Source organism: Streptomyces sp. NPDC059853 (genome assembly GCF_042731495.1).
Lineage (GTDB): Bacteria > Actinomycetota > Actinomycetes > Streptomycetales > Streptomycetaceae > Streptomyces.
Window position 1 is genome coordinate 1 of sequence record NZ_JBHWJL010000057.1, and the last position, 23602, is coordinate 23602.

A 23602-nucleotide genomic window follows, 5' to 3' on the forward strand; every position below is an offset into this window, starting at 1 on the left:
GTGTCCAGCCGGGCCAGGGTGGCGCGTTCGGTCTCGGCGAGGGCGGCGTGACCGTCGGGGGAGTAGTCGGGGAAACCGTCCGCGTCCGGGGTGACACCGAGTTGAGTGCCGACGACCGGGTTGAGCGCGACGAGGGCGTCGACGTAGCCGTCGGCGATCTCGCGCGGGGTGGCGGGAGAGGAGTCGATGTGCTGCATCGTGCCATCCTCTTTCACCCGCGAACCAAAGGGAAGGAACCCTTGTTCGAATAGGGCAGGACGGTGGACCCCGCGCCCCCGGCACGGCCAGGCCGAGCCCGTCGACGGCGCGCTGGGCGCCGAAGGTCTTCACCAGCCCCGTTGTCTCGATCGCGAGACCCAACGGGTCCCCCTCGTGTTCCGGTTCCCGGTGTCACCCCTGGGGCGCGGGATCCGGTCGAGCGGGTGCTGGACCGGGGGCGGTCAGCGCGTACTCCACCTCCCCGTGCTCGGAGCCGGGGATGGCCTCGGGCCAGTCACCGGTGTACGAGCGGACGAAGCGCAGTCCCGCCTTCTCCATGACGCGGCGCGATCCGGTGTTGACGGCCATGGTGTTCGCGGTGACGCGGCGGGCGCCGAGGTCGGCGAAGGCGGCGGCCACCAGCGCGCGGGCGCCCTCGGTGGCGTAGCCGTGGCCCCAGGCGGCGCGCGTCAGCCGGTAGCCGAGTTCGAGGACGGCGGCGCTGTCGGCCTCAACCGGCCGCAGCTCGAACCAGCCGAGGAACGCGCCGTCCGCCCGGCCGTGCGCGGCCCAGTACCCGGGCCGGCCGCCCAGGCAGGCGTACCGGCGGGCCAGCCGGGGCAGGGTCCGCTCCCGTACGGTGCGCGGCGTGGTGGGCCGGCCGCCGGTGATCCAGCGCATCACCTCGGGGTCGCTGTCCAGCGCGAGGATGTGCGCCGCCTCGGCCGCCGTGCCGGTGAACGGCCGCAGGGTCATGCGTTCGGTGTCCCGCATGCCGGGCTCAGCGGGCGGTGTGGGCGGCGAGGGCGTCGACGAGGACGGGCCACAGCGCGGGTGGCCGGTCGTGTCCCATGTCGGGGACGAGGAGGAGTTCGGCCCCGGGGACCAGTTCGGCGGTGCGCCGGCCGCCGCTCGGGTCGATGAGGGTGTCGTCCAGGCCGTGGACGACCAGGGTCGGGACGCGCAGGGCGCGCAGCCCGTCCGCGCGGGAGCCGGCCAGCACCATCGCGCCGACCTGGCGTCCGGCACCGGGCGGCTCCGGGGCGCGGTCGTAGCTCCTGGCGGCGAGGTCGCGCAGGGCCGCCGGGTCGGCGTAGCGCCGGGAGGCCCACAGCAGTTGCCGCTCGGCGGCGGCGATCCGGCCCGCGCGGTCGGCGGGCTGCGGGGCGAGCAGCGCGGCCAGGGCCTCGGGGCCGGTCTGCCCGTACCCGCTCTCGCCGGTCGTGGACATCATCGAGGTCAGGGTCCGCACCCGCTCGGGGTGGGTGATGGCCATGAGCTGGGCGATCATGCCGCCCATCGAGGAGCCGACGACGTGGGCGCGGTCGATGCCGAGCGCGGTGAGCAGGCCCAGGCCGTCCTCGGCCATGTCCTGCAAGGTGTACGGGAGCATGGCGCGGGCGGCCGGGAGGTCCCCGGCGGTGACGGCGTCGATGAAGCGCGGCAGGTCCACGGGGTGGTCGTCGAACCGGGTGGACAGGCCGCAGTCGCGGTTGTCGTAGCGGATCACGCGGCGGCCGCGTGCGGCGAGCGCACGGCAGAAGCCGTCCTCCCAGGCGATCAGCTGGGCGCCGAACCCCATGACGAGCAGCACCGGGGGGTCGCCGGGGTCGCCGAAGCAGTCGTAGGCGAGGGAGATCCCGGGTGATACGGCGATGGTCGGCATATCCGGGATCCTGCCGGAACGGGGGCGGGGCCGCAGCCGATTTGTCCGGGCGGGTGGGCGGGCGGCGGGCGGGATGGGTGAGGTGGGTGGGGCGGGCGCGGCGATGGCCGTGCCCGCCCCGGGGGCCTGTCCGGCGGCCCCTGCGGCCCTCGGCGCTCCCGGCCCCGCCGGCCGGGAGGTGGGGGGAGCCGAGGGGCTGATCCACCAAGACCCGCCGGACAGGCTCTAGGTGTCGTAGTCGACCTCGACGACGGCCGTGGCCGGGTGGGACTGGCAGGGGAGGATGTAGCCGGCCGCCACCTCGTCCTCCTCCAGGGCGTAGCTGCGCGCCATCCGCACCTCGCCGTGCAGCAGCCGGGCCCGGCAGGTGCCGCACACGCCGCCCTTGCAGGCGTACGGGGCGTCCGGGCGGTTGCGCAGGGTCGTCTCCAGTACGGTCTCGCCCGGGCGCGGCGGCCAGGTGGCCGTCTGGCCGCCGAGGGTGGCGGTGAGCCGTGCGCCGGGGGCGTGCGGTACCGGCGCGGGAGGCGGTGGCGCGCCCGCTTCCGTGCCCGCGTGGAACAGCTCGGCGTGCACCCGGGCGCGGGCCACCCCGAGCGCGCCAAGCGCCGTGCGCGCGGCTTCGATCAGTCCGAGCGGCCCGCACAGGTACCAGTCGGTGACCGCGGCGACCGGGACCAGCGCGGGCAGCAGGGTGCGCAGCCGGGCGCTGTCCAGCCGCCCGGTGGCCGGGCCGGTGTGCCGCTCCTCCCGGGTGAGGGCGTACAGCAGCTGGAGCCGGCCGGGGTACCGGTCCTTGAGTTCGGCGACGGCCTCCAGGAACATCGCGGCGGCGGCGGTGCGTTCGCTGCGCAGCAGCGTGAACCGGGCCGCCGGGTCGCGCTCCAGGGCGGCGGCGGCGATCGCCAGCACCGGGGTGATGCCGGAGCCGCCGGTGACCGCGACCGCGTGGCCGCCGCCGGGGCCGTCCTCGCGGAGGGTGAAGCCCCCGGCCGGGGGCAGCACCTGCAGGGTGTCCCCCTCGTCGAGGTCCTTCACCGCGTGGCCGGAGAAGGTGCCGCCGGGGATGTGCCGTACGCCGATGGTGAGTTCGCGGACCGGGCCGCCGCGCGGCGGCGGTGCGCAGACCGAGTAGGTGCGGCGCAGTTCCGCGCCCGCCGCGTCATGGTGACGGACCGTCAGGTGCTGTCCCGCGGCGTACCGGAACCGCTCGGCCAGCTCCCCCGGCACCCGGAGGGTGAGCGCCACCGCGTCGTCCGTGAGCTGTTCGCGGCGGACGATCCGCAGCGGGTGAAAGGCCGCCACCTCAGATCTCCTTCATGTGGTCGAACGGCTCCCGGCAGGCGGCGCAGCGCCGCAGCTCCATGCAGGCGGTCCCGGAGAACCGGCTGAGCACGGGGGTGTCCACGGCGTCGCAGCGCGGACAGTGGATGGCCAGGGTGAGCAGCCCGCCGGGGCGCGGCGGGGCGATCCCGGCCGCCCGCAGTTTGCGGCGTCCGCCGTCGGTGATGTCGTCGGTGGACCACGGCGGGGTGAGCACCGTGCGCACCGCGACCCGGGGCACCCCGGCGGCGCGCAGCGCGGCCGTGATGTCGTGGGCCATGGTCTCCACCGCCGGGCAGCCGGTGTAGGTGGGGGTCAGTTCGACCTCGGCGCCGCCGTCGGCCGTCAGCCGGACGGCGCGGAGCACGCCGAGTTCGGCGAGGGTGAGCACCGGCAGCTCCGGATCGGGGACGGCACCGGCCACGGCGTACAGCTCGGCTTCCCGCCCGCGTGCGCGCTCCGGCGCCTGCCCGTGCTCCCGCGCGTCCGCGCGCGCCTGCCCGCGCCCGGTCACCAGGACGCCCCCGGGTGACTGCGGTGCAGATGCTGCATCTCGGCGAGCAGCCGCCCGAACGGCTCGGTGTGGATGCCCTGCCGCCCGCCGCCCGCCGACCAGGCGGTGCGGGGCGGCGGCCCGGCGGGCACGGTGAGCCCGGCGGCGCGCAGGGCGGCGGTGACCCGGGCCAGCCACTCCCCGGGCAGTCCGCCGGGCCCGGTCAGCTCACCGGTGTACGGCCACAGCGCGTCCACGGCCCGCTGGGTCCGCCGGTGGCTCTCGTCCGTCCCGTCCCCGAGCCGCAGCGTCCAGTGCTCGGCGTGGTCGCGGTGGTACGCCGTCTCCCGCACCGCCTTGGCCGCCAGCGGCAGGACGGGGGCGAGCTGCTGGTAGCGCAGCTCCTGCCACACCGAGAAGTACAGCTGGCGGACGATGGTGTGCGCGAAGTCGCCGCCCGGCTGCTCGACCAGCTGGACGTTGCGGAACTCACGCGCGTCGCGCCGGTACGCCAGCGCGTCCTCGTCGCCGACCATGGACAGCAGCACCCGGGCCTGGCCGAGCAGGTCGAGCGCGATGTTGGCCAGCGCCACCTCCTCCTCCAGCACCGGGGCGTGGCCGGCCCACTCGGCGAGCCGGTGGGAGAGGATGAGCGCGTCGTCGCCGAGCCCGAGCAATTCTTCGCGGTCCACGGCCGGTTCCCCGCTCACAGGTGCTTCACCCCGTCCGGGACGGTGTAGAAGGTCGGGTGCCGGTAGGTCTTGTCGGCGGCCGGTGCGAAGAACGGGTCCTTCTCGTCCGGTGAGGAGGCGGTGATCTCCGCCGCCGGTACCACCCAGAGCGAGACGCCCTCGCCGCGCCGGGTGAACAGATCGCGGGCGTTGCGCAGCGCGAGTTCGGCGTCGGGGGCGTGCAGGCTTCCGGCGTGGGCGTGGGCGAGGCCGCGCCGGGCCCGGACGAACACCTCCCACAGCGGCCAGTCCGCGGTCTCCTGCCCGCTCATGCCGGTACCTCCTGCTCCCGCTCCGGCCGTGCGTCGGCCGTCCGCCGGGTCCGCTGCTTGCGCGCGTACGCGGCGGCGGCCTCCCGTACCCACGCGCCTTCGGCGTGCGCCCGGCGCCGCTGGCTGATGCGCTGCTCGTTGCAGGGGCCGGCGCCGCGCAGCACGGCCTTGAACTCGTCCCAGTCGATCGGGCCGTGGTCGAAGTGGCCGCGCTCCTCGTTCCAGCGCAGCGCGGGGTCGGGCAGGGTCAGCCCCAGCGTCTCGGCCTGCGGGACGCAGATGTCCACGAAGCGCTGCCGCAGTTCGTCGTTGGAGTGCCGTTTGATCTTCCAGGCCATCGACTGCCGGGTGTGCGGCGACTCGGCGTCCGGCGGCCCGAACATCATCAGCGACGGCCACCACCACCGGTCGACGGCGTCCTGCGCCATCGCGCGCTGCTCCTCGGTGCCCCGGGCGAGCGCGAGCAGCAGTTCGTACCCCTGCCGCTGGTGGAACGACTCCTCCTTGCAGATCCGCACCATGGCACGCGCGTACGGGCCGTAGGAGCAGCGGCACAGCGGCACCTGGTTGGTGATCGCCGCGCCGTCCACCAGCCAGCCGATCGCGCCGACGTCCGCCCAGGTGAGGGTGGGGTAGTTGAAGATCGAGGAGTAGCGCTGGCGGCCCTCGTGCAGCGCGTCGAGCAGGTCCTCGCGCGCGACGCCCAGCGTCTCGGCGGCACCGTACAGATAGAGCCCGTGCCCGGCCTCGTCCTGCACCTTGGCGATGAGGATCGCCTTGCGGCGCAGCGAGGGGGCGCGGGTGATCCAGTTGGCCTCGGGCTGCATGCCGATGATCTCGGAGTGGGCGTGCTGGGCGATCTGCCGCACGAGGGTGGCCCGGTACGCGTCGGGCATCCAGTCGCGCGGCTCGACGCGTTCGTCGGCGGCCAGCGTCCGCTCGAAGGTGTCGGGGTCCGGGTCTGCGGCCGTCATGGAGCGGTCTCCCCTCCGTCGATCCTCACCGACCGATCGTTCGGTCCGATGGTGGACGGAGGCCGTGAACGTGTCAAGGCGGCCGTGCGACAGGTACCGTGCTCGGGTCAAGCGTGTGCAGTCTGGGGGAAGCCGGCGAGGCATGGTGCCAACCGATCACGACGATCACAGCGGTCCGGCGGATCGCGCGGATCACGTCGTTCCAACCGAATCCGTACGGCTCAGCAGCCTCTCGCTGCCCGCGCGGCTGGTCGTCGCGCTCGGCATCGGCGGGCTCGCCGTCTTCGCCGCCTGGCACGCCCTGGCGGCGTTCCTCTTCGTGGCACCGGCCAACACGGTCATGAAAGATCACGGCCCGGCCATCCGCGGCTACATCTACCCGGAGTTCGAACAGAACTGGAAACTGTTCGCACCCAACCCCCTCCAGCGCAATGTCGCCGTCGAGGTCCGCGCCGAGATCACCGACCCGGCGGACGGCAGCACCGAGATCACCGAATGGCTGGATCTCACCGCCATCGACATCGCCCACATCCGGCACCACCCGCTCCCCAGCCACACGGCCCAGAACGAACTGCGCCGCGCCTGGGACTTCTACGTCTCCTCCCACGACGAGGACGGCGCCCCGCGCGGCCTGCGCGGCGAACTCTCCGAGAGTTACGTCACCCGCATCGCGCTGCTGCGGCTCGGCGAGAACTTCGGCTACGACCTGGACACCGTGGAACGCATCCAGCTGCGCTCCGCCACCACCCGCGTCCAGGCCCCCTCCTGGAGCGAGGAGAACATCGACACCACCACCGGCTACGACGAGCTGGAGTGGCGCACGGTCGACGCCGCCGACCTGCCGGGCGGGAGGAACAACCGGTGAGCACCACCACACCGCACGACGTCCCCTCCCCGTTCGCCGGCCTCGGCAAGAAGTTCGACGCCGCCCTCGGCCGCGGCATCGGCCACATCACCCGCCGCGCGCTCGGCCCGTACCAGACCGCGATCGTCCGCATCGGCTTCGCCGCCACCTGGCTGTTCTTCCTGCTGCGCGAGTGGCCGCACCGCGCCGAGCTGTACGGGCCCGACAGCCCGTGGAGCTGGGAGATGGCCCAGCGGCTGCTCGCCGACAACGGCGCCTTCACCGTGCTCATGTGGTCCGACTCCACGCTCTGGTTCGAGCTGGTGTACCACCTCGCCATCCTCGCCAGTGTCGGCCTGCTGCTGGGCTGGCGCACCCGGCTGACGAGCGTGCTCTTCATGCTCGGGGTGCTCTCCCTCCAGAACCGCAGCATCTTCATGGGCGACGGCGGCGACAACGTCATCCACCTCATGGCGATGTACCTGGTGCTCACGCGCTGCGCCCAGGTGTGGTCCCTGGACGCCCGCCGCCGCGCCCGCCCCGGCGGGACCGACCGCGCCGGCATCGCCGTCTGGTCCCTGTCCGGCGCCGCCCAGCTGGCGGCGCTGATCAGCGGCAACCTCACCAGCCCGGTCTGGTCGCTGTTCCTGGCCGGACTGTGGCTGGTGTGCGGGGGCTGGTGGCTGCTGGAGCGGTACGCGCCGGGCGGCGAGCCGCGCACGGTCGCCGACATCCTCGGCAACCTCGTCCACAACGCCACGCTCCTCGTCATCATGTTCCAGGTCTGCCTGATCTACGCGACGGCCGGCTGGTACAAGATCCAGGGCTCGCGCTGGCAGGACGGCACCGCCGTCTACTACCCCATGCAGCTCGACTACTTCACCCCGTGGCCCGCCCTCACCGACGCGCTCAGCACCAGCGGCCTGGTGGTGATGGCGCTGTCGTACGGCACGGTCTTCGTGCAGGTCGCGTTCCTGTTCGCGCTGCTCAACCGGCGGGCCAAGAACGTCCTGCTGGTGCTGATGATCGGCGAGCACATCGGCATCGCGGTGCTCATGGGGCTGCCGTTCTTCTCGCTCGCGATGATCGCCATGGACGCGGTGTTCCTGCCGACCGCGTTCCTGCTGTGGCTCGGCTCGCGCACCGGACGGGTACGGGACCGGCTGCTGCGCCGCCGCCCGCCCGCACCGGCGGACGCGCCGCCCGCCCCGGCCGCCGCCGTACCGATCCCGCAGCAGAGCGGCCGGACCACCCCCGCCTGGGCGGACCGGCCATGACGGAACCGGACGAACCCACCGTCGTCCTCGACGGCTTCCACGCCCTCAAGCACGCCCTGCGCTTCGGCGCGCACATCGAACGGGCGCTGACCACCGACAAGGCGGCGGCGCTCGACCTGGCCCGGCAGCTCGCCCCCGACCTCACCGACCGGCTGGACGCCCTGCTGGAGCCGGCCGGACCCGAGGCCCTGACGGCGCTCACCCCCCGCGTCCACCCCACCGGCGTCGCCGCCCTGGCGGTGCGCCCCACCGCCGACGTGCCCGCGACCGGGCGCACCGCCCCCACCGTCGTCCTCGACAACCCGCGCCACCTCGGCAACATCGGCGCCGTCGTCCGGCTGGCGGCGGGCACCGGCGCCGGCGGGGTCATCACCACCGGCACCACCGACCCCTGGCACCCGCACGCGGTACGCGCCGCCGCCGGACTCCACTTCGCGCTGCCCGTCACCCGGCGCACCAGCCCGGACGAACTGCCGCCCGGACCGCTGTACGCCCTCGACCCGGAGGGCCAGGACATCCGGACCCTGGCCGGGCCCATCCCGCCGGACGCCCTGCTGGCCTTCGGCTCCGAACGCCACGGCCTCACCGCGGCGACCCGCGCCCGCGCCACCCACCTCATCGCGCTGCCCATGCGGCCCGAGGTGTCCAGCTACAACCTGGCGACCAGCGTCGCGATGACCCTCTACCACTGGCTCAGCACCTCCCCGGCGGGTCCAGCAGGCCCAGCACCAGGCCGATGAGCCCGGCCAGACCCACGGCACAGGCAACACCGCCCAGGAACAGCAGCCCCCCGGCCGTGGGGCCGGCCCGGTACGGGTCGACCGCCCCGCCGCACGCGCGGCACACGCCGCCACCGTCCGGCCGCCTCATGCGCCCGGGCCCCGTTCCAGCTCCCGCAGCGGATTGCCGTCCGCCGGGTCCACCCGCAGGAACCACTCGCTGACCAGCCGGTACCGCCGGTGGGCTGGCAGCGCCCCGGTGTGGGCCAGCGCCCAGCGCTCCACCCGCACCGACTCGTCGTCCACCGCCCCCGACTCCGCCCCGCACGTGAGGCACACGGTCCGGAAGATCCCCCGGGGCACCCCCTCCCCCGTCTGCTCCCCCAGCACCCACGCGGCACCGCCCACGACCAGGCGCATCACAGCGCCTCCACGTCCTCCGGCAGCGCCGCCCACTCCCGGCCCCCGCCCTCGGGCCGCAGCCAGACCCGCCCCGACTGGTGAGCCATCACCCTGCCGGTGCGCCGCGTGACCGTATCCCGCACCAGTGCGCCCACAGCGGGGCGCTCGTCCTGTTCATCCATGCTCACAGCGTGGCCGCACCGCCACCGTGCGCTACAGGGACGGAACGTCCCACTTTCCGGGCGCTGTCACCCGGCGACCCCCAGTTCCACCGCCAGCTTGCGCAACCCCGGCGGACGCACCGGACCCGCCCAGAGATCGCTCACCACCGCGACCGCGAGGGTGTGGTGCCGCATCCAGCCAGGGGCCGCTCGGCGCAACGACTCCAGCGTCCGGACCGCGCGTTCGGCGTTCCCCAGGTCGGTGTAGGCGCGCGCCACGTCCAGCAGAAGCCAGGTCCGCCACGAGACCGGGATGTCCCGGCTCAGCCGCAACCCGCGTGCCAGACCGAGCGCTTCCTCGGGGCGTTCGTGCTGCACCGCCAAGCGGACCCGTTCGATGCGCACCGACGACCGGCTGAAGACCGAGACGAGCTTGCCGTTGGCCGCAGGCGGCAGCGCGCCGAGGGAGCCCGCCAAGTGCTCGGCCACCCCCATCATGTCGCGGGCACGGTCGTAGTCGCCGGCTCGCGCGGAACTGGTGGCGGCCGACATCAGCAGGCTGCCCCGCACCCGGACGCTCTCCGCCGTGTTTCCCTCCGCACGCTCCGCCCTGTCGGCGGCGCCGACCGCGAGGTGGCCCGCGTCATCGAGCCGGTTCTGCCGCTGGTAGGCCCAGGCCACCGAGTTGCAGATCATCGGAGGGAGCAGCGGGTCGGACGACGCCTCGGCGGCGCTCATGGCACGTTCGAGGCTGGAGATGGCGAGATCCGACTTCCCCAGCCGGATGGCCAGATGCCCGCCCAACTGGAGCGCCTTGGCCAGCGCGGCCTGACCGGCGGCACGCTCGTCCGGGCTCCCGACCGCTGCGACGAAGCGCGCGTCGGCGATCAGCCCCGGGAGCAACTCCATCAGACGGCCGAACGCGGCGGCGTGGTACAGCGTCCAGGCTTCGGTGATCTCGGCGAACACCAGCGGCAGCGACAGCCGTTCGGGCCCGCTCGGCTCCGGCGGCGCGGCGAACATCGGTGGCAGGATCGCCCGGCGGATCGCCACCAGTTGCGGCGGCTCGACCTCACCGGTGGAGGGCACCGCAGGCGGATCGCCCAGCAGGGCGGTCAGTTCGACACCGAGCCCACGCGCCAGCGCGTGCAGCGTGGGCAGCCGCGCGGAATGCTTCCGTCGCTGCTCCAGCTTCCGCACCACATCGACGGACACGCCCGCTCGTTCCGCCAACCGTTCCTGCGTCAGATCCCCGATCCGCCGCAACCTGGCCAGCCGGTCACCCAGGTGCTCACCTGCCATGACACCACGCTACGCCGGTCGGGGCCGGATAGCACCGGCCCCGGTGTGCCTCGGTGAACGTCCGAAAGGAAGTGCCAGTTCAGCACCTCGGCCCTCGCGGCAGGGGCCCGCAGCCGGCCCGGCGGGCGTTGTCAGTGGGGGGTGCGAGGCTTCGGACGGTGAAGGGTCCCGCGCGTTGCTTTCCGGCGATCGAGAAGACGTACGGGCGGCCGGTCGGCGACTGGCGGAAGCTGGTCCGGGAATCGCCCCTGGCGAAGCACATGGAGCTGGTGGCCCGGCTCAAGAGCGAGCACGGTATGGGGCACGGCCACGCGAACGCCCTGGTCGCGCACACCCTCGCGGAGGGCCGGAGCCGGTGGCCCGGGGCCGGTGCCGCGCTGGCGGGAATCCGGGGAAGGGTGGCAATCCAGCCCGTTCCGGTGCGGCGGGCGGCTGTCTAGCGTCCTGGCGTGAACAAGTTTCTGCTCAGTGTCCATGTGCTGGCCGCCATCATCGCGATCGGTCCGGTGACCGTCGCGGCCAGCATGTTCCCGCCGTATGTGCGCAAGGCCGTGGCGGAGCCGGGCGATCAGAAGGTGGGGGCCGTGCTCGCGATGCTGCACCGGATCTGCCGGGGGTACGCGGCCGTCGGCATCGTGGTGCCGGTGTTCGGGGTGGCCACCGCGATCGGGCTCGGGGTGCTCACCGACGCCTGGCTGATCGTCTCCATGGTCCTCACGGCCGCCGCGGCGGCCGTGCTGCTGGGCCGCATCCTGCCGGTGCAGGAGCGGCTGCTGGCGCCGGAGGGGGACACGGCGGTCCGGCAGAGCCGGCAACTCGGCATGACGGTGGGGGTCTTCAACCTGCTGTGGGCCGTGGTGGTGGTGCTGATGATCGTCCGGCCGGGATCGACGACCGGGGTGTGACCACGTCGGTCCGGCGGCGGCGGGCAGCGCCTCCTCCCGCCGGCCGGACGCGGGGGCGGCCAGGAGCGCGATCAGCTTCCGCGCGGTCCGGATCGCGCCCCGCGGCGGCGGGAACTCCCCCGCGTCCGCACCGTTCCCGGACGGGCGGCGCACGGCAGCCGTCGCCGTGTACACCGCCCCGATGACGGTGGAGCCGGGCGCCCGGGCGGCGCCCGGCCTTCGTCCGTCAGCAGCACATGGGCGGGAGCGCGCGGCTCAGCGTGCCGTCGCGTACTCGGGCAGCGTCAGGGACGAGTGCGTCGCCCGCCGCGCCTCGGCATCCGCCGACGCCAGTTCCTTCGCCATCGCCTCCGGGTCGCGGAGCAGCGCGTTGCGGGCGTCCACCTGGGCCCGCGTCGTCGGTATGACGATCGTGCCGCCGCTGCCGGCCAGCGCCTGGTTGCGCTCCGCGAAGGGGCGCATCCGGTGCTCGTACGCCGCGAAGGCCTCGGCGTGGTCCGCGCGCGAGGCGAGCTCGCCGGCCAGGACGTAGGCGCCGACGAGCGCGACGCTCGACCCCTGCCCGGAGAGGAAGGACGTCGCGTGCGCCGCGTCGCCCGCCAGCGCGACCCGCCCGCGGGACCAGGCGGGCAGGTGGATCTGGCTCACGATGTCGAAGAACAGGTCCTCGGACGCCCGCATCGCCGCCACCAGCCGCGGCACCTGCCACACCTGCTCGGGGAACTGCGCGGCGACCAGGTCGCGCTGGGCACGCGGGTCGCGGAACGCCTCGAAGGGCGGGGTGTCCCGCGCGAAGACCAGGAACCCGTGCACCGGCTCGGAGGGCTCGTAGGCGTAGACGACCGCGCTGCGCCCCGGCTCGCTCCAGATGAACGCCTCGTGGGAGAGGCCGAGTTCGTTGGGCAGGGTGAACCCCGCGAAGACGTGCCCGAGGTAGCTGTGGAAGGGCTCCTCGGGTCCGAAGACCAGCCGGCGGGTGTTCGAGTGCAGTCCGTCCGCGCCGATCACGAGGTCGAACGTGCGGTGCGTGCCGCTGTCCAGGACGACGTGCACAGCGTCCCCGTCGTCGTCCAGGGTGGCGATCGAGTCGCTGAACAGGAACTCGACGCGGTCCCGCAGCGGCGCGTAGAGGGCGTCGGCCAGGTCGCCGCGCCGGACCTCCAGGTCCTGGCCGCTCTCGCCGCCGGTCACCTGCTCGGGCTGCACCGCGCCGACCGTGTCCCCGGCGGCGTCGAGGAAGGAGATCCGGCGGGTGTCGATGTGGGCCTCGCGCAGTCGCGGCAGCAGGCCCATGCGGTCCACGACCTCCCGGGCCGTGCCCCGGATGTCGATCGCGTAGCCGCCGCCGCGGACGGCGGCGGCCTTTTCGAGGACGGTCACCTCGAAGCCGTACCGGTCGAGCCAGTAGGCGAGGGTGGGACCGGCGATGCTGGCCCCGGAGATCAGTACGCGACGGGGGGCGGACGCAGGCGTGGACTTCGGGTGCGTCATGGGAATGGCACCTTTCCGCCGGGCGGACCCGGCACGGAGGCAGTACGCGGCGCGCCCCGGAGGAGGCGCCAAAAAATACGTACCTTAGGTATCCTTTATGAGGCCGTACGGCACTTTTCGGTGCCCCGGCTCCGTCCCCACGATATAGATACCTAACTCAGGTATGCAAATGGAGGTGCCATGGCCCCCGAGTCCCCCGGAGAGCCCGCGCCCGGTCTCTCGCCCGACGACCTGATCGCCGTGCTGCCCCGGCTCACCCGGCTCAGCTCCGCGCTCAACAAGGGCCGGCTCGTCGATCGTGCCGCGCAGGCGGCCAGCCCGTCCCTGGACCGCCCCGCCGTGGGGGTGCTGGTGTCCCTGCTCGCGGCCGGGAGTCCCCTGCGCATCGGGGAGATCGCCGACCGCATGCAGGTCGTGGGCCCCCACGTCACCCGCCAGGTCCAGGCCCTGGAGAAGCGCCATCTCGTGCGCCGCATCGCCGACCCCCACGACCGCCGCGCGAGCCTCATCGAGCCCACGGAGGCGGGCAACGAGGTCGCCCACCGCTACATCGCCTCACTGCTCGGCTGGTTCGCCGAGGTCCTCGCCGACTGGCCCCGGCAGGACCGCGACGACCTCCTCCGCCTCCTCGCCCGCTTCGCCGACGACGTGACGGCCCGGCTGGCACTGCCGGAGGAGGAGCAGACGTAACGGCGGCCACCCGCGTACCCGCTCACGCACCGCACCGGCCCCGGTCCGGGGAACGGAAGGCCCTCCGGTACGCCTGTGGGCTGACCCCGACGACCCGTTTGAAGGCGTCGCGGAAAGCCGTCGCCGAGCCGCAGCCCACCTCGGCCGCGATCCGTTCCACCGGCCGGTCGGTGCTCTCCAGCAGATACTGGGCCTGCCGGACGCGGGTGCGCTGGAGCCAGCGCAGCGGGGTGGTGCCGGTCTGTTCGCGGAACCGCCGGTTGAGGGTGCGCACCGACAGGGCGGCCCGGGCGGCCATGTCGGCCAGGGTCAGTTCGCGGTGGGCGTTCTCCCGCAGCCAGGCCAGCAGCGGCTCCAGCGAGGCGCCGTCGGGTGCGGGGGGCTCGTGGTTGATGAACTGGGCCTGGCCGCCGTCGCGTTCGAGGGGGCTGACCGCCATCCGGGCCACGTCGGCGGCGACCGCAGCGCCGAAGTCGCCGCGGATCATGTGCAGGCACAGGTCGAGTCCGGCGGAGACACCGGCCGAGGTGAGAGTGCGGCCGTTGTCGACGTACAGCACCCCGGGGTCGACGGTGACCGCCGGGTAGCGGCGGGCGAGTTCGGCGGCGCCCAGCCAGTGCGTGGTGGCGCGCTGCCCGTCGAGCAGTCCGGTGGCCGCCAGCAGGAAGGCGCCGGTGCAGATGGAGGCGACGCGCGCGCCCCGGTCGTACGCGCCGCGCACCGCCGCGCGGACCCCGGGCGGCAGCGGGTCGGGGGGCTCGTCCACGCCGCAGAGCACCACCGTGTCCGCGTCGGCGAGGGCGTCGAGACCGTATCCGACCCGTACGGTGAACGGCCCGGCCGTGATCTCCGCGCCCGGCTGCGTCCCGCACACCCGCACCCGGTAGGCGGGGCGGCCGTCCGGGAGCCTGGCCCAGCCGAAGGTGTCCACCGGGTTCGACAGGTCGGACGGCACGACCCCTTCGAGGGCGACCACCGCCACCGTGTGGGGTTCGGTCATACCCCGGATTATCCGGGCCGGCGCACCTGCACCGTACGGAACCTGGGGGTGATGAACGCGGCGTCCACCAGCGCGGTGTTGGCGGCCGGGTTGCCGCCGGAGCCGTGCAGGTCGGCGAAGGCGGAGGTCTGGTTGACGAAGACATCGCCGGTGAGGTTGAGGGAGAGCTGGGCGCGTTCGTCGAGGCAGACCCCGATGAGGGCGCGTTCGACCTCGGGCGCGGTGGTGTAGCCGGAGACGGTCATGGCGCCGCGGGTGCGCAGGGTGCGGCGCAGCACCTCCAGCGCGTCGCGGGTGGAGGCGGTGGCGATGGCGAAGGCGATCGGACCGAAGTGCTCGCTCTCGACCGGTTCTTTTCGCTTGACGATCAGCGGGGTGCGGATCGTCGCCTCGGGGTGTTCGGGGTGGCCGATGGCGCGCGAGGCGAGGGCGACCTCGCCGAGCCCGGCCGCCCGCTCCAGCCGCTCGGTGACCGCCGGGTTGACGATGGCGCCGAGCAGTCCGGCGGCGCGGGTGTCGGCGCCGAGCAGCCGGTCGACCGCGCCCGCGAGATCGGCGACGACCTCGTCGAAGGTGCGGTGCCCGTCGTTCTCGGTGGTGATGCCCTCGGCCGGGATGAGCAGGTTCTGCGGGGCGGTGCACATCTGGCCGCTGTAGAGGGAGAGCGAGAAGGCGAGGTTGCCGAGCATGCCCCGGTAGTCGTCGGTGGAGTCGATGACGACGGTGTTCACCCCGGCCTTCTCGGTGAACACCCGGGCCTGGACGGCGTGCTGTTCCAGCCAGTCGCCGAACTCGGTGGAGCCGGTGTAGTCGATCAGCGCCACCTCGGGGCGCAGCGCCAGCGTCTTCGCGCTGCCCTCGCCCTCGGCCTCGGCGGCGAGCGCCACCAGGTTCGGGTCGAAACCGGCCTCGGCGAGCGTCTCGCGGGCGATCCGCACCAGGAGCGCCAGCGGCAGGACGGCACGCGGGTGCGGCTTGACCAGCACCGGATTGCCGGTGGCGAGGGAGGCGAAGAAGCCGGGGAAGCCGTTCCAGGTGGGGAAGGTGTTGCAGCCGATGAGCAGCGAGATGCCCACGGGCACCGGGGTGTAGTCGCTGATCATGCGGAGCGTGCCGCGCCGGCCCTGCTCCTTGGCCCACTCGGCGCGCCCGGGGAGGCGGGTCTGTTCCGCGTAGGCGTGGGCGATCGCCTCCAGACCGCGGTCCTGGGCGTGCGGGCCGCCGGCCTGGAGGGCCATGACGTACGCCTGGCCGGTGGTGTGCATCACGGCCTGCGCGAACTCGGGGGTGCGGGCGGCGATCCGGTCCAGGATCTCCAGGCAGACCAGCGCGCGCCGCTCGGGTCCCGCGTCGCGCCAGGCCGGGATCCCGGCGAGCATGGCGGGCAGCAGCACGTCGGGGTCGGGGTGCGGGTAGGTGATGCCGAGCGGGAAGCCGTACGGGGAGACCTCGGCGCCGACCCAGGCGTCGGTGCCCGGCTGGCCCGGTGCCTCGAACCGGCCGCGGTCGCGCAGGGCGGCGAAGGCGGCGGCACCGGCGCTTCCGTCTCCGTAGGCCTTGGGGTGTTCGGGGTGCGGGGACCAGTACGAACGGGTGCGGATAGTCTCAAGTGCCGTGTCCAGGGTGGCGCGATGGCGCTGCCAAGATGTCATGGCCGGGACCAACTCCTCGTCGGCGGCAGTCATGGTCGGGTGGCGGTCGGGCATGGACGATACTGCTACCGAACGATCGGTCGGGCAAGAGCGCGGAAGGAAGAGCCGAGTGACCGCCAGAGGCGACAGGAGCGCCGAGCCGGCGCGCACGCAGCGCGACACCTACACCCCGCAGACCCTGCTGGAGGTCGCGGTCCAGGTGTTCAACGAGCGCGGCTACGACGGCACCTCGATGGAACACCTCTCCCGCGCCGCCGGCATCTCCAAGTCCTCCATCTACCACCACGTGCGCAGCAAGGAAGAACTCCTGCGCCGCGCCGTCAGCCACGCGCTGGACGGACTCGCCGCCGTCCTCGACGAGCCCGGCGCCCGGCAGGGCCGCGCCATCGACCGCCTGGAGTACGTCACCCGCCGCACCACCGCCGTCCTCATGCGGCGGCTGCCGTACGTGACGCTGCTGCTGCGGGTACGCGGCAACACCGACACCGAACGCTGGGCGCTGGCCCGCCGCCGGGAGTTCGACCAGCGGGTGGCGGCGCTGCTGCGGCAGGCGGCGGCCGAGGGCGACCTGCGGCCGGAGGTGGACGTACGGCTGGCGGCCCGGCTGCTGTTCGGGATGATCAACTCGGTGGCGGAGTGGTACCGGCCGCACGGCGACCAGGACGACCCGGTGGACCAGGCGGTGGTGGAAGCCGTGGTCAGCACGGCGTTCGCCGGGCTGCGCCAGCACCGCTGAGCTCCGGCGGCAGCTGCCACCGGCACAGCGACCCGGCATGTGCCAGTCATCAACTACTGTTATCGGCCGACCACTTGCATTGACGGGGGCATTGTCCGAGCCGCACCGCCGTGCTCGCCTACCCCGGGGAGTCCATGAACACCGACCGTCCCATCGGACACACACCGCTCGCGACCACCACCACCGGGGCGGCCGACTGGAACGAAGCCGAGGAGTTCCTCCGCCTGTTCTACGCGGAGCACCCCGACCAGCCGCTGCCGCTGGACATGCGGCTGCGCCAGGTGCGCGAACACATCGAGCACTCCGGCTCGTACCGGCACAGCACCGAGGAACTCACCTTCGGCGCCCGGGTCGCCTGGCGCAACTCCAGCCGCTGCATCGGCCGGCTGTACTGGAAGAGCCTGCGCGTCCTGGACCGGCGCACCGCGCGGACCCCCGAGGAGATCCACGCCCACCTCTGCGACCATCTGCGGCAGGCCACCAACGAGGGCCGGATACGGCCGGTCATCTCCGTCTTCGCGCCCGAGACCCCGTACCGGCGGGCGCCGCGGGTGTGGAACAGCCAGCTCATCCGGTACGCGGGCTACCGCGGCCCGGACGGCTCGGTCGTCGGGGACCCGGGGCACGTGGACTTCACCGAGACGGTGCGGCGCATGGGGTGGCAGGCGCCGGGCGGCTGGTTCGACCTGCTGCCACTGGTCATCCAGGTGCCGGGCGACAAGCCGCAGCTGTTCGACGTACCGCCCGAGCTGGTCATGGAGGTGCCGATCGAGCACCCCGAGTACCCGCAGATCACCCGGATGGGACTGCGCTGGCACGCGGTCCCGGCGATCTCCCACATGCGGCTGTCGATCGGCGGCATCAACTACCCGCTGGCGCCGTTCAACGGCTGGTACCTCGGCACCGAGATCGGCGCGCGCAACCTCGTGGACGCCGACCGCTACAACCTGCTGCCCGTCATCGGCCGGCTGCTGCACCTGGACACCAGCCGCGAGACCTCGCTGTGGCGCGACCGCGCGCTGGTCGAACTGAACATCGCCGTCCTGCACTCCTTCGCCAAGGCGGGCGTGAAGATCTCCGACCACCACACCGAGTCGGAACGTTTCCTCACCCACCTCGCCCGCGAGGAGGCGGCCGGCCGCATCGTCCCGGCCGACTGGTCCTGGATCGTCCCCCCGGTCTCCGGCGGCCTCACCCCGGTCTTCCACCGCTACTACGACGAGGCGGACCTGCGGCCGAACTTCTACCTGGACGAGGAGGCGAAGGCACTGAGCGAGGGCAAGTGCCCGGTCCAGCACGACACGTACTGACCTGCGGCGGTCAACAGAATCGACGGACTGAACACCCGTTCGAGTGGACCTTGTCTCCTGGGGCTCCGGCCGGGCCTGGCATGACGTAAACAGGAGAAGGCCGCTTCCGCGACCGCGGCACGCTTCTTGGAGGATCGGTGAGCGTCCAGCCCGAGGGATACCGGGATCCCCACGCCTATGAGGCATCCGACCCCGAGACCGCGCTCAAGTACGCGATCCAGCACATCCGGGGAGACCGGACCGAAGTCATCGAAGGGGCCATCGAGCCGGTGTCACCGAGCTGGGACCAGGAGAACGCCGCCGACCTCATCCGGGACCAACTGGTCCCGGCCCTGCGCCGGCGCTACGCGGAATACCGCGCCCCGCTGTATCTGCTGGTGGACCGGCAGGAGCGCTCCTGCTCGCTCTTCAGCCACCCGGGCGAGCTGGGCTACAGCCGAGTCGACGGCCCGCACCCGTTCGGTACGCCCATCGAGCTGCCCGAGCCGTTCGGCATCACGCTCGACACCAAGGAACTGGGCTAGACACCCGGCGCGCCCGCCGTCCGGGCGGGCCGGTCAGAAGGAGCCGTAGGCCGGCTTGCCCGCCGGGTGGTAGGTCTGGATCGTCACCCCCGTCGAGGTGAGGGAGGAGTCGACCAGCGTCAGCGCCGCCGGGGTGCTGCCCTCCGGGAAGAGCCGCTTGCCGCTGCCCAGCACCACCGGGTACACGAACAGGCGGTACACGTCGATCAACCCGGCCGCGTGCAGCGTGCGCGCGAAGTCGCCGCTGCCGTGGATCTGGAGTTCACCGCCCGGATGGCGCGGCTCCCGCTGCTTCAGCGCGGTCACCTCCGCCACCACGTCCGGGCCGAGCTGCGTCGAGTGCTGCCACTCCAGGGGCAGCCCAGGTGTGCGCGACGCCACGTACTTGGGCAGCCCGTTCAGCTTCTCCGCGATCGGCGACTCCGCCGGATCGGTCACGTGCGGCCAGTACCCGGCGAAGATGTCGTACGTCCGGCGGCCCAGCAGATAGCCCTCCCCGCGCCGGAACCAGGCGTCCACCGCCGCGCCGAACTCCTCGTCCGCGTACGGCACGCTCCAGCCGCCGTGCTCGAACCCGCCGCTGGTGTCCTCCTCCGGCCCGCCCGGCGCCTGCATGACGCCGTCGAGCGTGAGGAAGGTGTGCAGGGTGACCAGGGTGCCGGCCATGGTGTGCTCCGTCTCCGATGTCGGTGATCCCGGCAGCCCGGTGATCGTGTGGTCCCGTTCTCTCACGGCACGGACCCGGCACCGGGCGGCAGCTCACCGGCGTTCGGGCGGTGTCTTCTCGATCTGCCGCACCGGCCGCCGTTCGGGCAGCAGATCCGTTTCTTCGAACACCAGTAGCGTCCGGGTGCTGATCACCTCCGGTATCGCCTGGATCCTGGTCAGCACCAGTTCCCGCAGCTCCCGGTTGTCCCGGGTGTGCACCAGCAGCAGCACATCGAAGTCCCCGCTGACCAGGGCGATGTGCGCCGCCCCCGGCAGCCGTTCGAGCCGGGCCCGCACCGTGCGCCAGCTGTCCTGGACGATCTTCAGCGTGATGTACGCGGCGGCACCCTGCCCGGCCCGCTCGTGATCCACCCGGGCCGTGAACCCCCGGATCACCCCGCTCGCGAGCATCCGGTTGATGCGCGCGTACGCGTTCGCCCGGGAGATGTGCACCCGCTGCGCGACCTCGCGGATGGAGGCCCGCCCGTCCGCCCGCAGGTGCAGCAGGATGGCGCTGTCAATGGGGTCGAGGGGTCTGGCGGGGTTCGGAGTCATCTGGTCATCCGGCATATGGAGCAGCCTCCCCTTTCTGGACGTCCTGCACCCATAGCACGGCAATCGGGGCCAGCGGTCCACAGCGCCCGAGCGGCTCTGGCCAACCTGCCTCGGCGACCGAACAATCGGTAGGGAGACGGAGGCGTGAGAGGGGAGGCGCGGACATGACCGTGCTGCACGAACCACCGGCGTCGTCACGGACCGCGGGGCAGGATCCGGTACCACCCTGGCGCCGCCCGCCCCGGACCGATCCGGCGCCGCTGCTCCCGGAGACCGAGCCGTACCACCGGATCGGCACCGACCGCGAACGGCCCGAAGGCTCCGACCGCGCACTGTGGCGGACCCTCCACCGGCACCTCGTCCTCGGGCGCCGCTACAACCAGCAGGCCACCGCCCTCACCCGGCAGGGCCGGCTCGCCGTCTACCCCTCCTCGACCGGCCAGGAGGCGTGCCAGATCGCCGCCGCGCTGGTGCTGGCCGACCAGGACTGGCTGTTCCCCAGCTATCGCGACACGCTCGCCACCGTGGCCCGCGGCCTCGACCCGGTCGCCGCGCTCGGGCTGCTGCGCGGCGACTGGCACACCGGCTACGACCCGCGCACGCACCGCGTCGCCCCGCTCGCCACCCCGCTGGCCACCCAGCTCCCGCACGCGGTCGGCCTGGCCCACGCCGCCCGCCTCCGGGGCGACGACGTGGTGGCGCTGGCGATGGTGGGCGACGGCGGCACCTCGGAGGGCGACTTCCACGAGGCCCTGAACTTCGCGGCCGTCTGGCAGGCCCCCGTCGTCTTCCTGGTGCAGAACAACGGGTTCGCCATCTCCGTCCCGCTCGCCCGGCAGACCGCGGCCCCCACCCTCGCGCACAAGGCCGTCGGGTACGGCATGCCGGGCCGGCTCGTGGACGGCAACGACGCGCCCGCCGTGTACGAGGTGCTGGCCGACGCGGTACGGCGCGCCCGCGCCGGCGGCGGCCCGACGCTCGTCGAGGCGCTCACCTACCGGCTGGACGCGCACACCAACGCCGATGACGCCACCCGCTACCGCGAGGACGCGGAGGTCGCCGCCTGGCGCGAACACGATCCGCTGCCGCTGCTGACCGGGGCGCTGGAGCGGCACGGGCTGCTGGACGAGGAGCACGCCCGCGCGGCCCGGGACGCCGCCGAGGAGCTGGCGGCCGGGATGCGGGCCCGCCTGAACGCGGAGCCCGTCCTCGACCCGGGCGACCTCTTCGCCCACGTCTACGCGCGCCCGACCCCCCAGCTCGCCGAACAGGCGGCCCGGCTGCGGCAGGAGGCGACGACCCGATGACGATCACGGCGGCCCGTCCGGCCTCCCTCGCCGAGGCGCTGCGCCGCGCGCTGCGCGACGCGCTCGCCGAGGACCCCGCGGTCCATCTGCTGGGCGAGGACATCGGCACCCTGGGCGGGGTCTTCCGCATCACGGACGGCCTGGCGGCGGAGTTCGGGCCCGAGCGGTGCGCCGACACGCCGCTGGCCGAGGCGGGGATCCTGGGCACCGCCACCGGCATGGCGATGTACGGGCTGCGGCCGGTGGTGGAGATGCAGTTCGACGCCTTCGCCTACCCGGCGTTCGAGCAACTGGTCTCGCACGTCGCCCGGATGCGCAACCGCACCCGGGGCGCGATGCCGCTGCCGCTGACGATCCGCATCCCGTACGGCGGCGGCATCGGCGGCGTGGAACACCACAGCGACTCCTCCGAGGCGTACTACATGGCCACCCCGGGGCTGCACGTGGTCACCCCGGCGACGGTCGCCGACGCGTACGGGCTGCTGCGGCAGGCCATCGCCTCGGACGATCCGGTGGTGTTCCTGGAGCCCAAGCGGCTGTACTGGTCGAAGGAGGCGGTCGATCTGGACGCGCCGCCGCCGGTCCCCCCGCTCGGCCGGGCCGTGGTGCGCCGGCCCGGCACCTCGGCCACGCTCCTCACCTACGGCCCGTCGCTGCCGCTGTGCCTGGCCGCGGCGGAGGAGGCCGCCCGTACCCGGGGCTGGGACCTGGGGGTGGTCGATCTGCGCACGCTGGTGCCGTTCGACGACGCGACGGTGTGCGCGGAGGTACGGCGGACGGGCCGGGCGGTCGTGGTGCACGAGGCGACCGGTTTCGCGGGCCCGGGCGCCGAGATCGCGGCCCGGGTCACCGAGCGCTGCTTCCACCACCTGGCCGCGCCGGTGCTGCGGGTCACCGGCCACGACATCCCGTATCCGCCGCCGCTGCTGGAGCGGCACCATCTGCCGGACACCGCCCGGGTCCTGGACGCGGTCGCCCGCCTCCAGTGGGAGGAGTGAACGCCATGGCGCAGACCTTTCTCCTCCCGGATCTCGGCGAGGGGCTCACCGGGGCCGAGATCGTGCGCTGGCTGGTGGCGGTCGGCGACGAGGTGACGGTGGACCAGCCGGTGGTGGAGGTGGAGACGGCCAAGGCGATGGTCGAGGTCCCCTGCCCCTACGCGGGGGTGGTGACGGAGCGGTTCGGCGCGGTCGGCGAGGAGGTCCCGGTCGGCTCGCCCCTGGTCCGCGTCGCCGCCCCGGCGACCACCCCGGGCGCGGGTACGGGCAGCGGCGGCGGCACCGGAGCCCGGCCGCCCGGCGAGCAGCCGGACGCCGGGCGGCAGGACGGAGGTTCCGGGCAGGTCCTGGTGGGCTACGGCACCGGCACCACCACCTCCCCCGGCACCCCGCCCCCGCCCCCGCCCGCGCCGCCCGCCGCTGCCACCGCCCGCCCGGCGGTCGCGGTGATCTCGCCGCTGGTGCGCAAGCTCGCCCGTGACCACGGCATCGACCTGCGGACCGTGCGGGGTTCGGGGCCCGACGGCCTGATCCTGCGGGCCGACGTCGAGGCCCGCACCGCACGGCCCGCGCCCGCCGCCGAACCGCTGTCCGCGCGCGGCCGGGAACCGGGCGGCGAGGCGACGCGCACCCCGCTGCGCGGCATCGCCGCCACCGCCGCCGCCCGGCTCAGCCGCAGCAGGTCCGAGATCCCGGACGCCACCTGCTGGGTGGACGCCGACGCCACCGGCCTGCTCGCCGCGCGCCGCGCCACCGGGCTCCCGCTGCTCGCCGTCCTGGCCCGGATCTGCGTCGCGGCCCTGGCCCGCTATCCGCGGCTGAACGCCACCTTCGACGCCGCCGCCAACGCCGTCGTCACCTTCCCGGCCGTCCACCTGGGTTTCGCCGCCCAGACCGACCGCGGCCTGCTGGTGCCCGTACTGCGCGACGCCCAGCGCCGTACCACCCGGGAACTCGGCGCCGAACTCGCCCGCCTCACCGAGTCCGCCCGCAGCGGCAGGCCGGCCCCGGCGGACCTCACCGGCTCCACCTTCACGCTCAACAACTACGGGGTGTTCGGCGTCGACGGCTCGACCCCGATCCTCAACCACCCCGAGGCGGCCATGCTCGGTGTCGGCCGGATCGTCCCCAGGCCCTGGGTCCACGAGGGCGAACTGGCCGTACGCCAGGTGGTCCAGCTGTCCCTCACCTTCGACCACCGGGTCTGCGACGGGGCGGTCGCCGGGGGCTTCCTGCGCCATGTGGCCGACCTGGTGGAGTCCCCGCTCTCCCTGCTCGCCGACCTCTGACCGCGGCGGGGCCCCCCCCCCCCCCCCCCCCCGCGCCGGGCGGCGGGGCGGGGGGCGATATAAAAAAAAAAGCTC

General features: G+C 73.7%; 26 protein-coding genes and 3 pseudogenes. 12 read left to right on the forward strand and 17 right to left on the reverse strand.

Going from position 1 to position 23602, the window contains the following annotated elements; genetic code table 11:
- The 9 genes and pseudogenes from ACFV5N_RS09080 to paaA form a co-directional block, all read right to left on the reverse strand.
- Positions 1-197: pseudogene (locus ACFV5N_RS09080) on the reverse strand (DUF885 domain-containing protein); the annotation flags it as partial.
- Between the two features lie 28 nt (positions 198-225).
- Positions 226-360: pseudogene (locus ACFV5N_RS09085) on the reverse strand (daunorubicin/doxorubicin resistance ABC transporter ATP-binding protein DrrA); the annotation flags it as partial.
- A 30-nt stretch (positions 361-390) separates the two neighbouring features.
- Entirely contained in the window at positions 391-972 is a 582-nt protein-coding gene (locus ACFV5N_RS09090) for a GNAT family N-acetyltransferase (protein ID WP_385596141.1), read from the reverse strand.
- Between the two features lie 7 nt (positions 973-979).
- Positions 980-1864 carry an alpha/beta fold hydrolase gene (locus tag ACFV5N_RS09095; protein WP_385596144.1) on the reverse strand — a complete coding sequence of 295 codons (885 nt, stop codon included), beginning with the start codon at positions 1862-1864 and terminating at the stop codon, positions 980-982.
- A gap of 225 nt (positions 1865-2089) precedes the next feature.
- On the reverse strand, positions 2090-3169 hold the full coding sequence (locus ACFV5N_RS09100; RefSeq protein WP_385596147.1) for a 2Fe-2S iron-sulfur cluster-binding protein: 1080 nt from the start codon (positions 3167-3169) through the stop codon (positions 2090-2092).
- A gap of 1 nt (position 3170) precedes the next feature.
- Entirely contained in the window at positions 3171-3701 is a 531-nt protein-coding gene (gene paaD, locus ACFV5N_RS09105; RefSeq protein ID WP_385596150.1) for a 1,2-phenylacetyl-CoA epoxidase subunit PaaD, read from the reverse strand.
- Positions 3698-4390, reverse strand: a complete 693-nt coding sequence (paaC, locus tag ACFV5N_RS09110; protein ID WP_385596153.1) for a 1,2-phenylacetyl-CoA epoxidase subunit PaaC — start codon at positions 4388-4390, stop codon at positions 3698-3700. Before paaC ends, paaD begins: the two co-directional genes overlap by 4 nt.
- Positions 4387-4683 (reverse strand): 1,2-phenylacetyl-CoA epoxidase subunit PaaB, encoded by a 297-nt coding sequence (gene paaB / locus ACFV5N_RS09115; RefSeq protein WP_385596156.1) that lies wholly within the window; start codon positions 4681-4683, stop codon positions 4387-4389. Before paaB ends, paaC begins: the two co-directional genes overlap by 4 nt.
- Positions 4680-5657, reverse strand: a complete 978-nt coding sequence (gene paaA, locus ACFV5N_RS09120) for a 1,2-phenylacetyl-CoA epoxidase subunit PaaA (protein WP_385596158.1) — start codon at positions 5655-5657, stop codon at positions 4680-4682. Before paaA ends, paaB begins: the two co-directional genes overlap by 4 nt.
- A gap of 142 nt (positions 5658-5799) precedes the next feature.
- Between paaA and ACFV5N_RS09125 the strand changes: the two genes are divergently transcribed.
- From ACFV5N_RS09125 to ACFV5N_RS09135, 3 genes are read left to right on the forward strand one after another with little or no spacing between them, the layout of a single operon-like run.
- Positions 5800-6522, forward strand: coding sequence for a DUF5819 family protein (locus ACFV5N_RS09125; protein WP_385596160.1), 723 nt, complete (start codon positions 5800-5802; stop codon positions 6520-6522).
- Entirely contained in the window at positions 6519-7778 is a 1260-nt protein-coding gene (locus ACFV5N_RS09130; protein ID WP_385596163.1) for an HTTM domain-containing protein, read from the forward strand. The genes ACFV5N_RS09125 and ACFV5N_RS09130 overlap by 4 nt, the downstream gene beginning before the upstream one ends.
- Positions 7775-8518, forward strand: a complete 744-nt coding sequence (locus tag ACFV5N_RS09135; RefSeq protein ID WP_385596166.1) for a TrmH family RNA methyltransferase — start codon at positions 7775-7777, stop codon at positions 8516-8518. The genes ACFV5N_RS09130 and ACFV5N_RS09135 overlap by 4 nt, the downstream gene beginning before the upstream one ends.
- A gap of 126 nt (positions 8519-8644) precedes the next feature.
- Here the strand turns inward: ACFV5N_RS09135 and ACFV5N_RS09140 are convergent, their stop codons facing one another.
- The 3 genes from ACFV5N_RS09140 to ACFV5N_RS09150 all read right to left on the reverse strand — a co-directional run bounded on the left by ACFV5N_RS09140 (position 8645) and on the right by ACFV5N_RS09150 (position 10362).
- Positions 8645-8917, reverse strand: a complete 273-nt coding sequence (locus ACFV5N_RS09140) for a hypothetical protein (protein WP_385596169.1) — start codon at positions 8915-8917, stop codon at positions 8645-8647.
- Entirely contained in the window at positions 8917-9081 is a 165-nt protein-coding gene (locus ACFV5N_RS09145) for a hypothetical protein (RefSeq protein WP_385596171.1), read from the reverse strand. Before ACFV5N_RS09145 ends, ACFV5N_RS09140 begins: the two co-directional genes overlap by 1 nt.
- Positions 9082-9147: 66 nt before the next feature.
- On the reverse strand, positions 9148-10362 hold the full coding sequence (locus tag ACFV5N_RS09150) for a helix-turn-helix domain-containing protein (RefSeq protein ID WP_385596173.1): 1215 nt from the start codon (positions 10360-10362) through the stop codon (positions 9148-9150).
- Positions 10363-10496: 134 nt separating this feature from the next.
- Here ACFV5N_RS09150 and ACFV5N_RS09155 point away from each other — a divergent pair.
- Both ACFV5N_RS09155 and ACFV5N_RS09160 read left to right on the forward strand, forming a co-directional pair.
- Positions 10497-10718: pseudogene (locus ACFV5N_RS09155) on the forward strand (DUF4287 domain-containing protein); the annotation flags it as partial.
- 93 nt (positions 10719-10811) lie between these two features.
- A complete protein-coding gene (locus ACFV5N_RS09160) occupies positions 10812-11267 on the forward strand; it encodes a hypothetical protein (protein WP_385596176.1) in 456 nt (151 codons plus the stop codon).
- 255 nt (positions 11268-11522) lie between these two features.
- Here ACFV5N_RS09160 and ACFV5N_RS09165 read toward each other — a convergent pair whose 3' ends face one another.
- Positions 11523-12758, reverse strand: coding sequence for an FAD-dependent monooxygenase (locus ACFV5N_RS09165; protein ID WP_385596179.1), 1236 nt, complete (start codon positions 12756-12758; stop codon positions 11523-11525).
- 180 nt (positions 12759-12938) lie between these two features.
- On the opposite strand from ACFV5N_RS09165, the gene ACFV5N_RS09170 reads away from it, so the two are divergent.
- Positions 12939-13448, forward strand: a complete 510-nt coding sequence (locus tag ACFV5N_RS09170; protein ID WP_385596182.1) for a MarR family winged helix-turn-helix transcriptional regulator — start codon at positions 12939-12941, stop codon at positions 13446-13448.
- Between the two features lie 22 nt (positions 13449-13470).
- Here ACFV5N_RS09170 and ACFV5N_RS09175 read toward each other — a convergent pair whose 3' ends face one another.
- On the reverse strand, positions 13471-14448 hold the full coding sequence (locus ACFV5N_RS09175; protein ID WP_385596185.1) for a GlxA family transcriptional regulator: 978 nt from the start codon (positions 14446-14448) through the stop codon (positions 13471-13473).
- An 8-nt stretch (positions 14449-14456) separates the two neighbouring features.
- Positions 14457-16100 (reverse strand): phenylacetic acid degradation protein PaaN, encoded by a 1644-nt coding sequence (paaN, locus tag ACFV5N_RS09180; protein WP_385596188.1) that lies wholly within the window; start codon positions 16098-16100, stop codon positions 14457-14459.
- A gap of 109 nt (positions 16101-16209) precedes the next feature.
- Here paaN and ACFV5N_RS09185 point away from each other — a divergent pair, with 109 nt between their 5' ends.
- The 3 genes from ACFV5N_RS09185 (at position 16210) to ACFV5N_RS09195 (ending at position 18670) form a co-directional block, all read left to right on the forward strand.
- The gene (locus ACFV5N_RS09185) at positions 16210-16836 is read left to right on the forward strand and encodes a TetR/AcrR family transcriptional regulator (RefSeq protein WP_385596191.1); all 627 of its coding nucleotides are present in this window, start codon (positions 16210-16212) and stop codon (positions 16834-16836) included.
- A 134-nt stretch (positions 16837-16970) separates the two neighbouring features.
- Positions 16971-18146 (forward strand): nitric oxide synthase oxygenase, encoded by a 1176-nt coding sequence (locus ACFV5N_RS09190; protein ID WP_385596193.1) that lies wholly within the window; start codon positions 16971-16973, stop codon positions 18144-18146.
- 137 nt (positions 18147-18283) lie between these two features.
- The gene (locus tag ACFV5N_RS09195; RefSeq protein WP_385596196.1) at positions 18284-18670 is read left to right on the forward strand and encodes a hypothetical protein; all 387 of its coding nucleotides are present in this window, start codon (positions 18284-18286) and stop codon (positions 18668-18670) included.
- A gap of 33 nt (positions 18671-18703) precedes the next feature.
- Here ACFV5N_RS09195 and ACFV5N_RS09200 read toward each other — a convergent pair whose 3' ends face one another.
- Together ACFV5N_RS09200 and ACFV5N_RS09205 are read right to left on the reverse strand one after the other, a co-directional pair.
- A complete protein-coding gene (locus tag ACFV5N_RS09200) occupies positions 18704-19336 on the reverse strand; it encodes a dihydrofolate reductase family protein (protein ID WP_385596199.1) in 633 nt (210 codons plus the stop codon).
- A 93-nt stretch (positions 19337-19429) separates the two neighbouring features.
- Complete coding sequence (locus ACFV5N_RS09205; protein WP_385596201.1) at positions 19430-19948, reverse strand: Lrp/AsnC family transcriptional regulator; 519 nt, start codon at positions 19946-19948, stop codon at positions 19430-19432.
- 149 nt (positions 19949-20097) lie between these two features.
- Here ACFV5N_RS09205 and pdhA point away from each other — a divergent pair, with 149 nt between their 5' ends.
- The 3 genes from pdhA to ACFV5N_RS09220 are packed head-to-tail and all read left to right on the forward strand — an operon-like array spanning position 20098 to position 23527.
- Positions 20098-21240, forward strand: a complete 1143-nt coding sequence (gene pdhA, locus ACFV5N_RS09210) for a pyruvate dehydrogenase (acetyl-transferring) E1 component subunit alpha (RefSeq protein WP_385596203.1) — start codon at positions 20098-20100, stop codon at positions 21238-21240.
- Complete coding sequence (locus tag ACFV5N_RS09215) at positions 21237-22238, forward strand: alpha-ketoacid dehydrogenase subunit beta (protein WP_385596206.1); 1002 nt, start codon at positions 21237-21239, stop codon at positions 22236-22238. Before pdhA ends, ACFV5N_RS09215 begins: the two co-directional genes overlap by 4 nt.
- A 5-nt stretch (positions 22239-22243) precedes the next feature.
- Positions 22244-23527: a dihydrolipoamide acetyltransferase family protein gene (locus tag ACFV5N_RS09220; protein ID WP_385596209.1), complete on the forward strand. Its 1284-nt coding sequence runs from the start codon at positions 22244-22246 to the stop codon at positions 23525-23527.
- Positions 23528-23602: the final 75 nt, after the last annotated feature.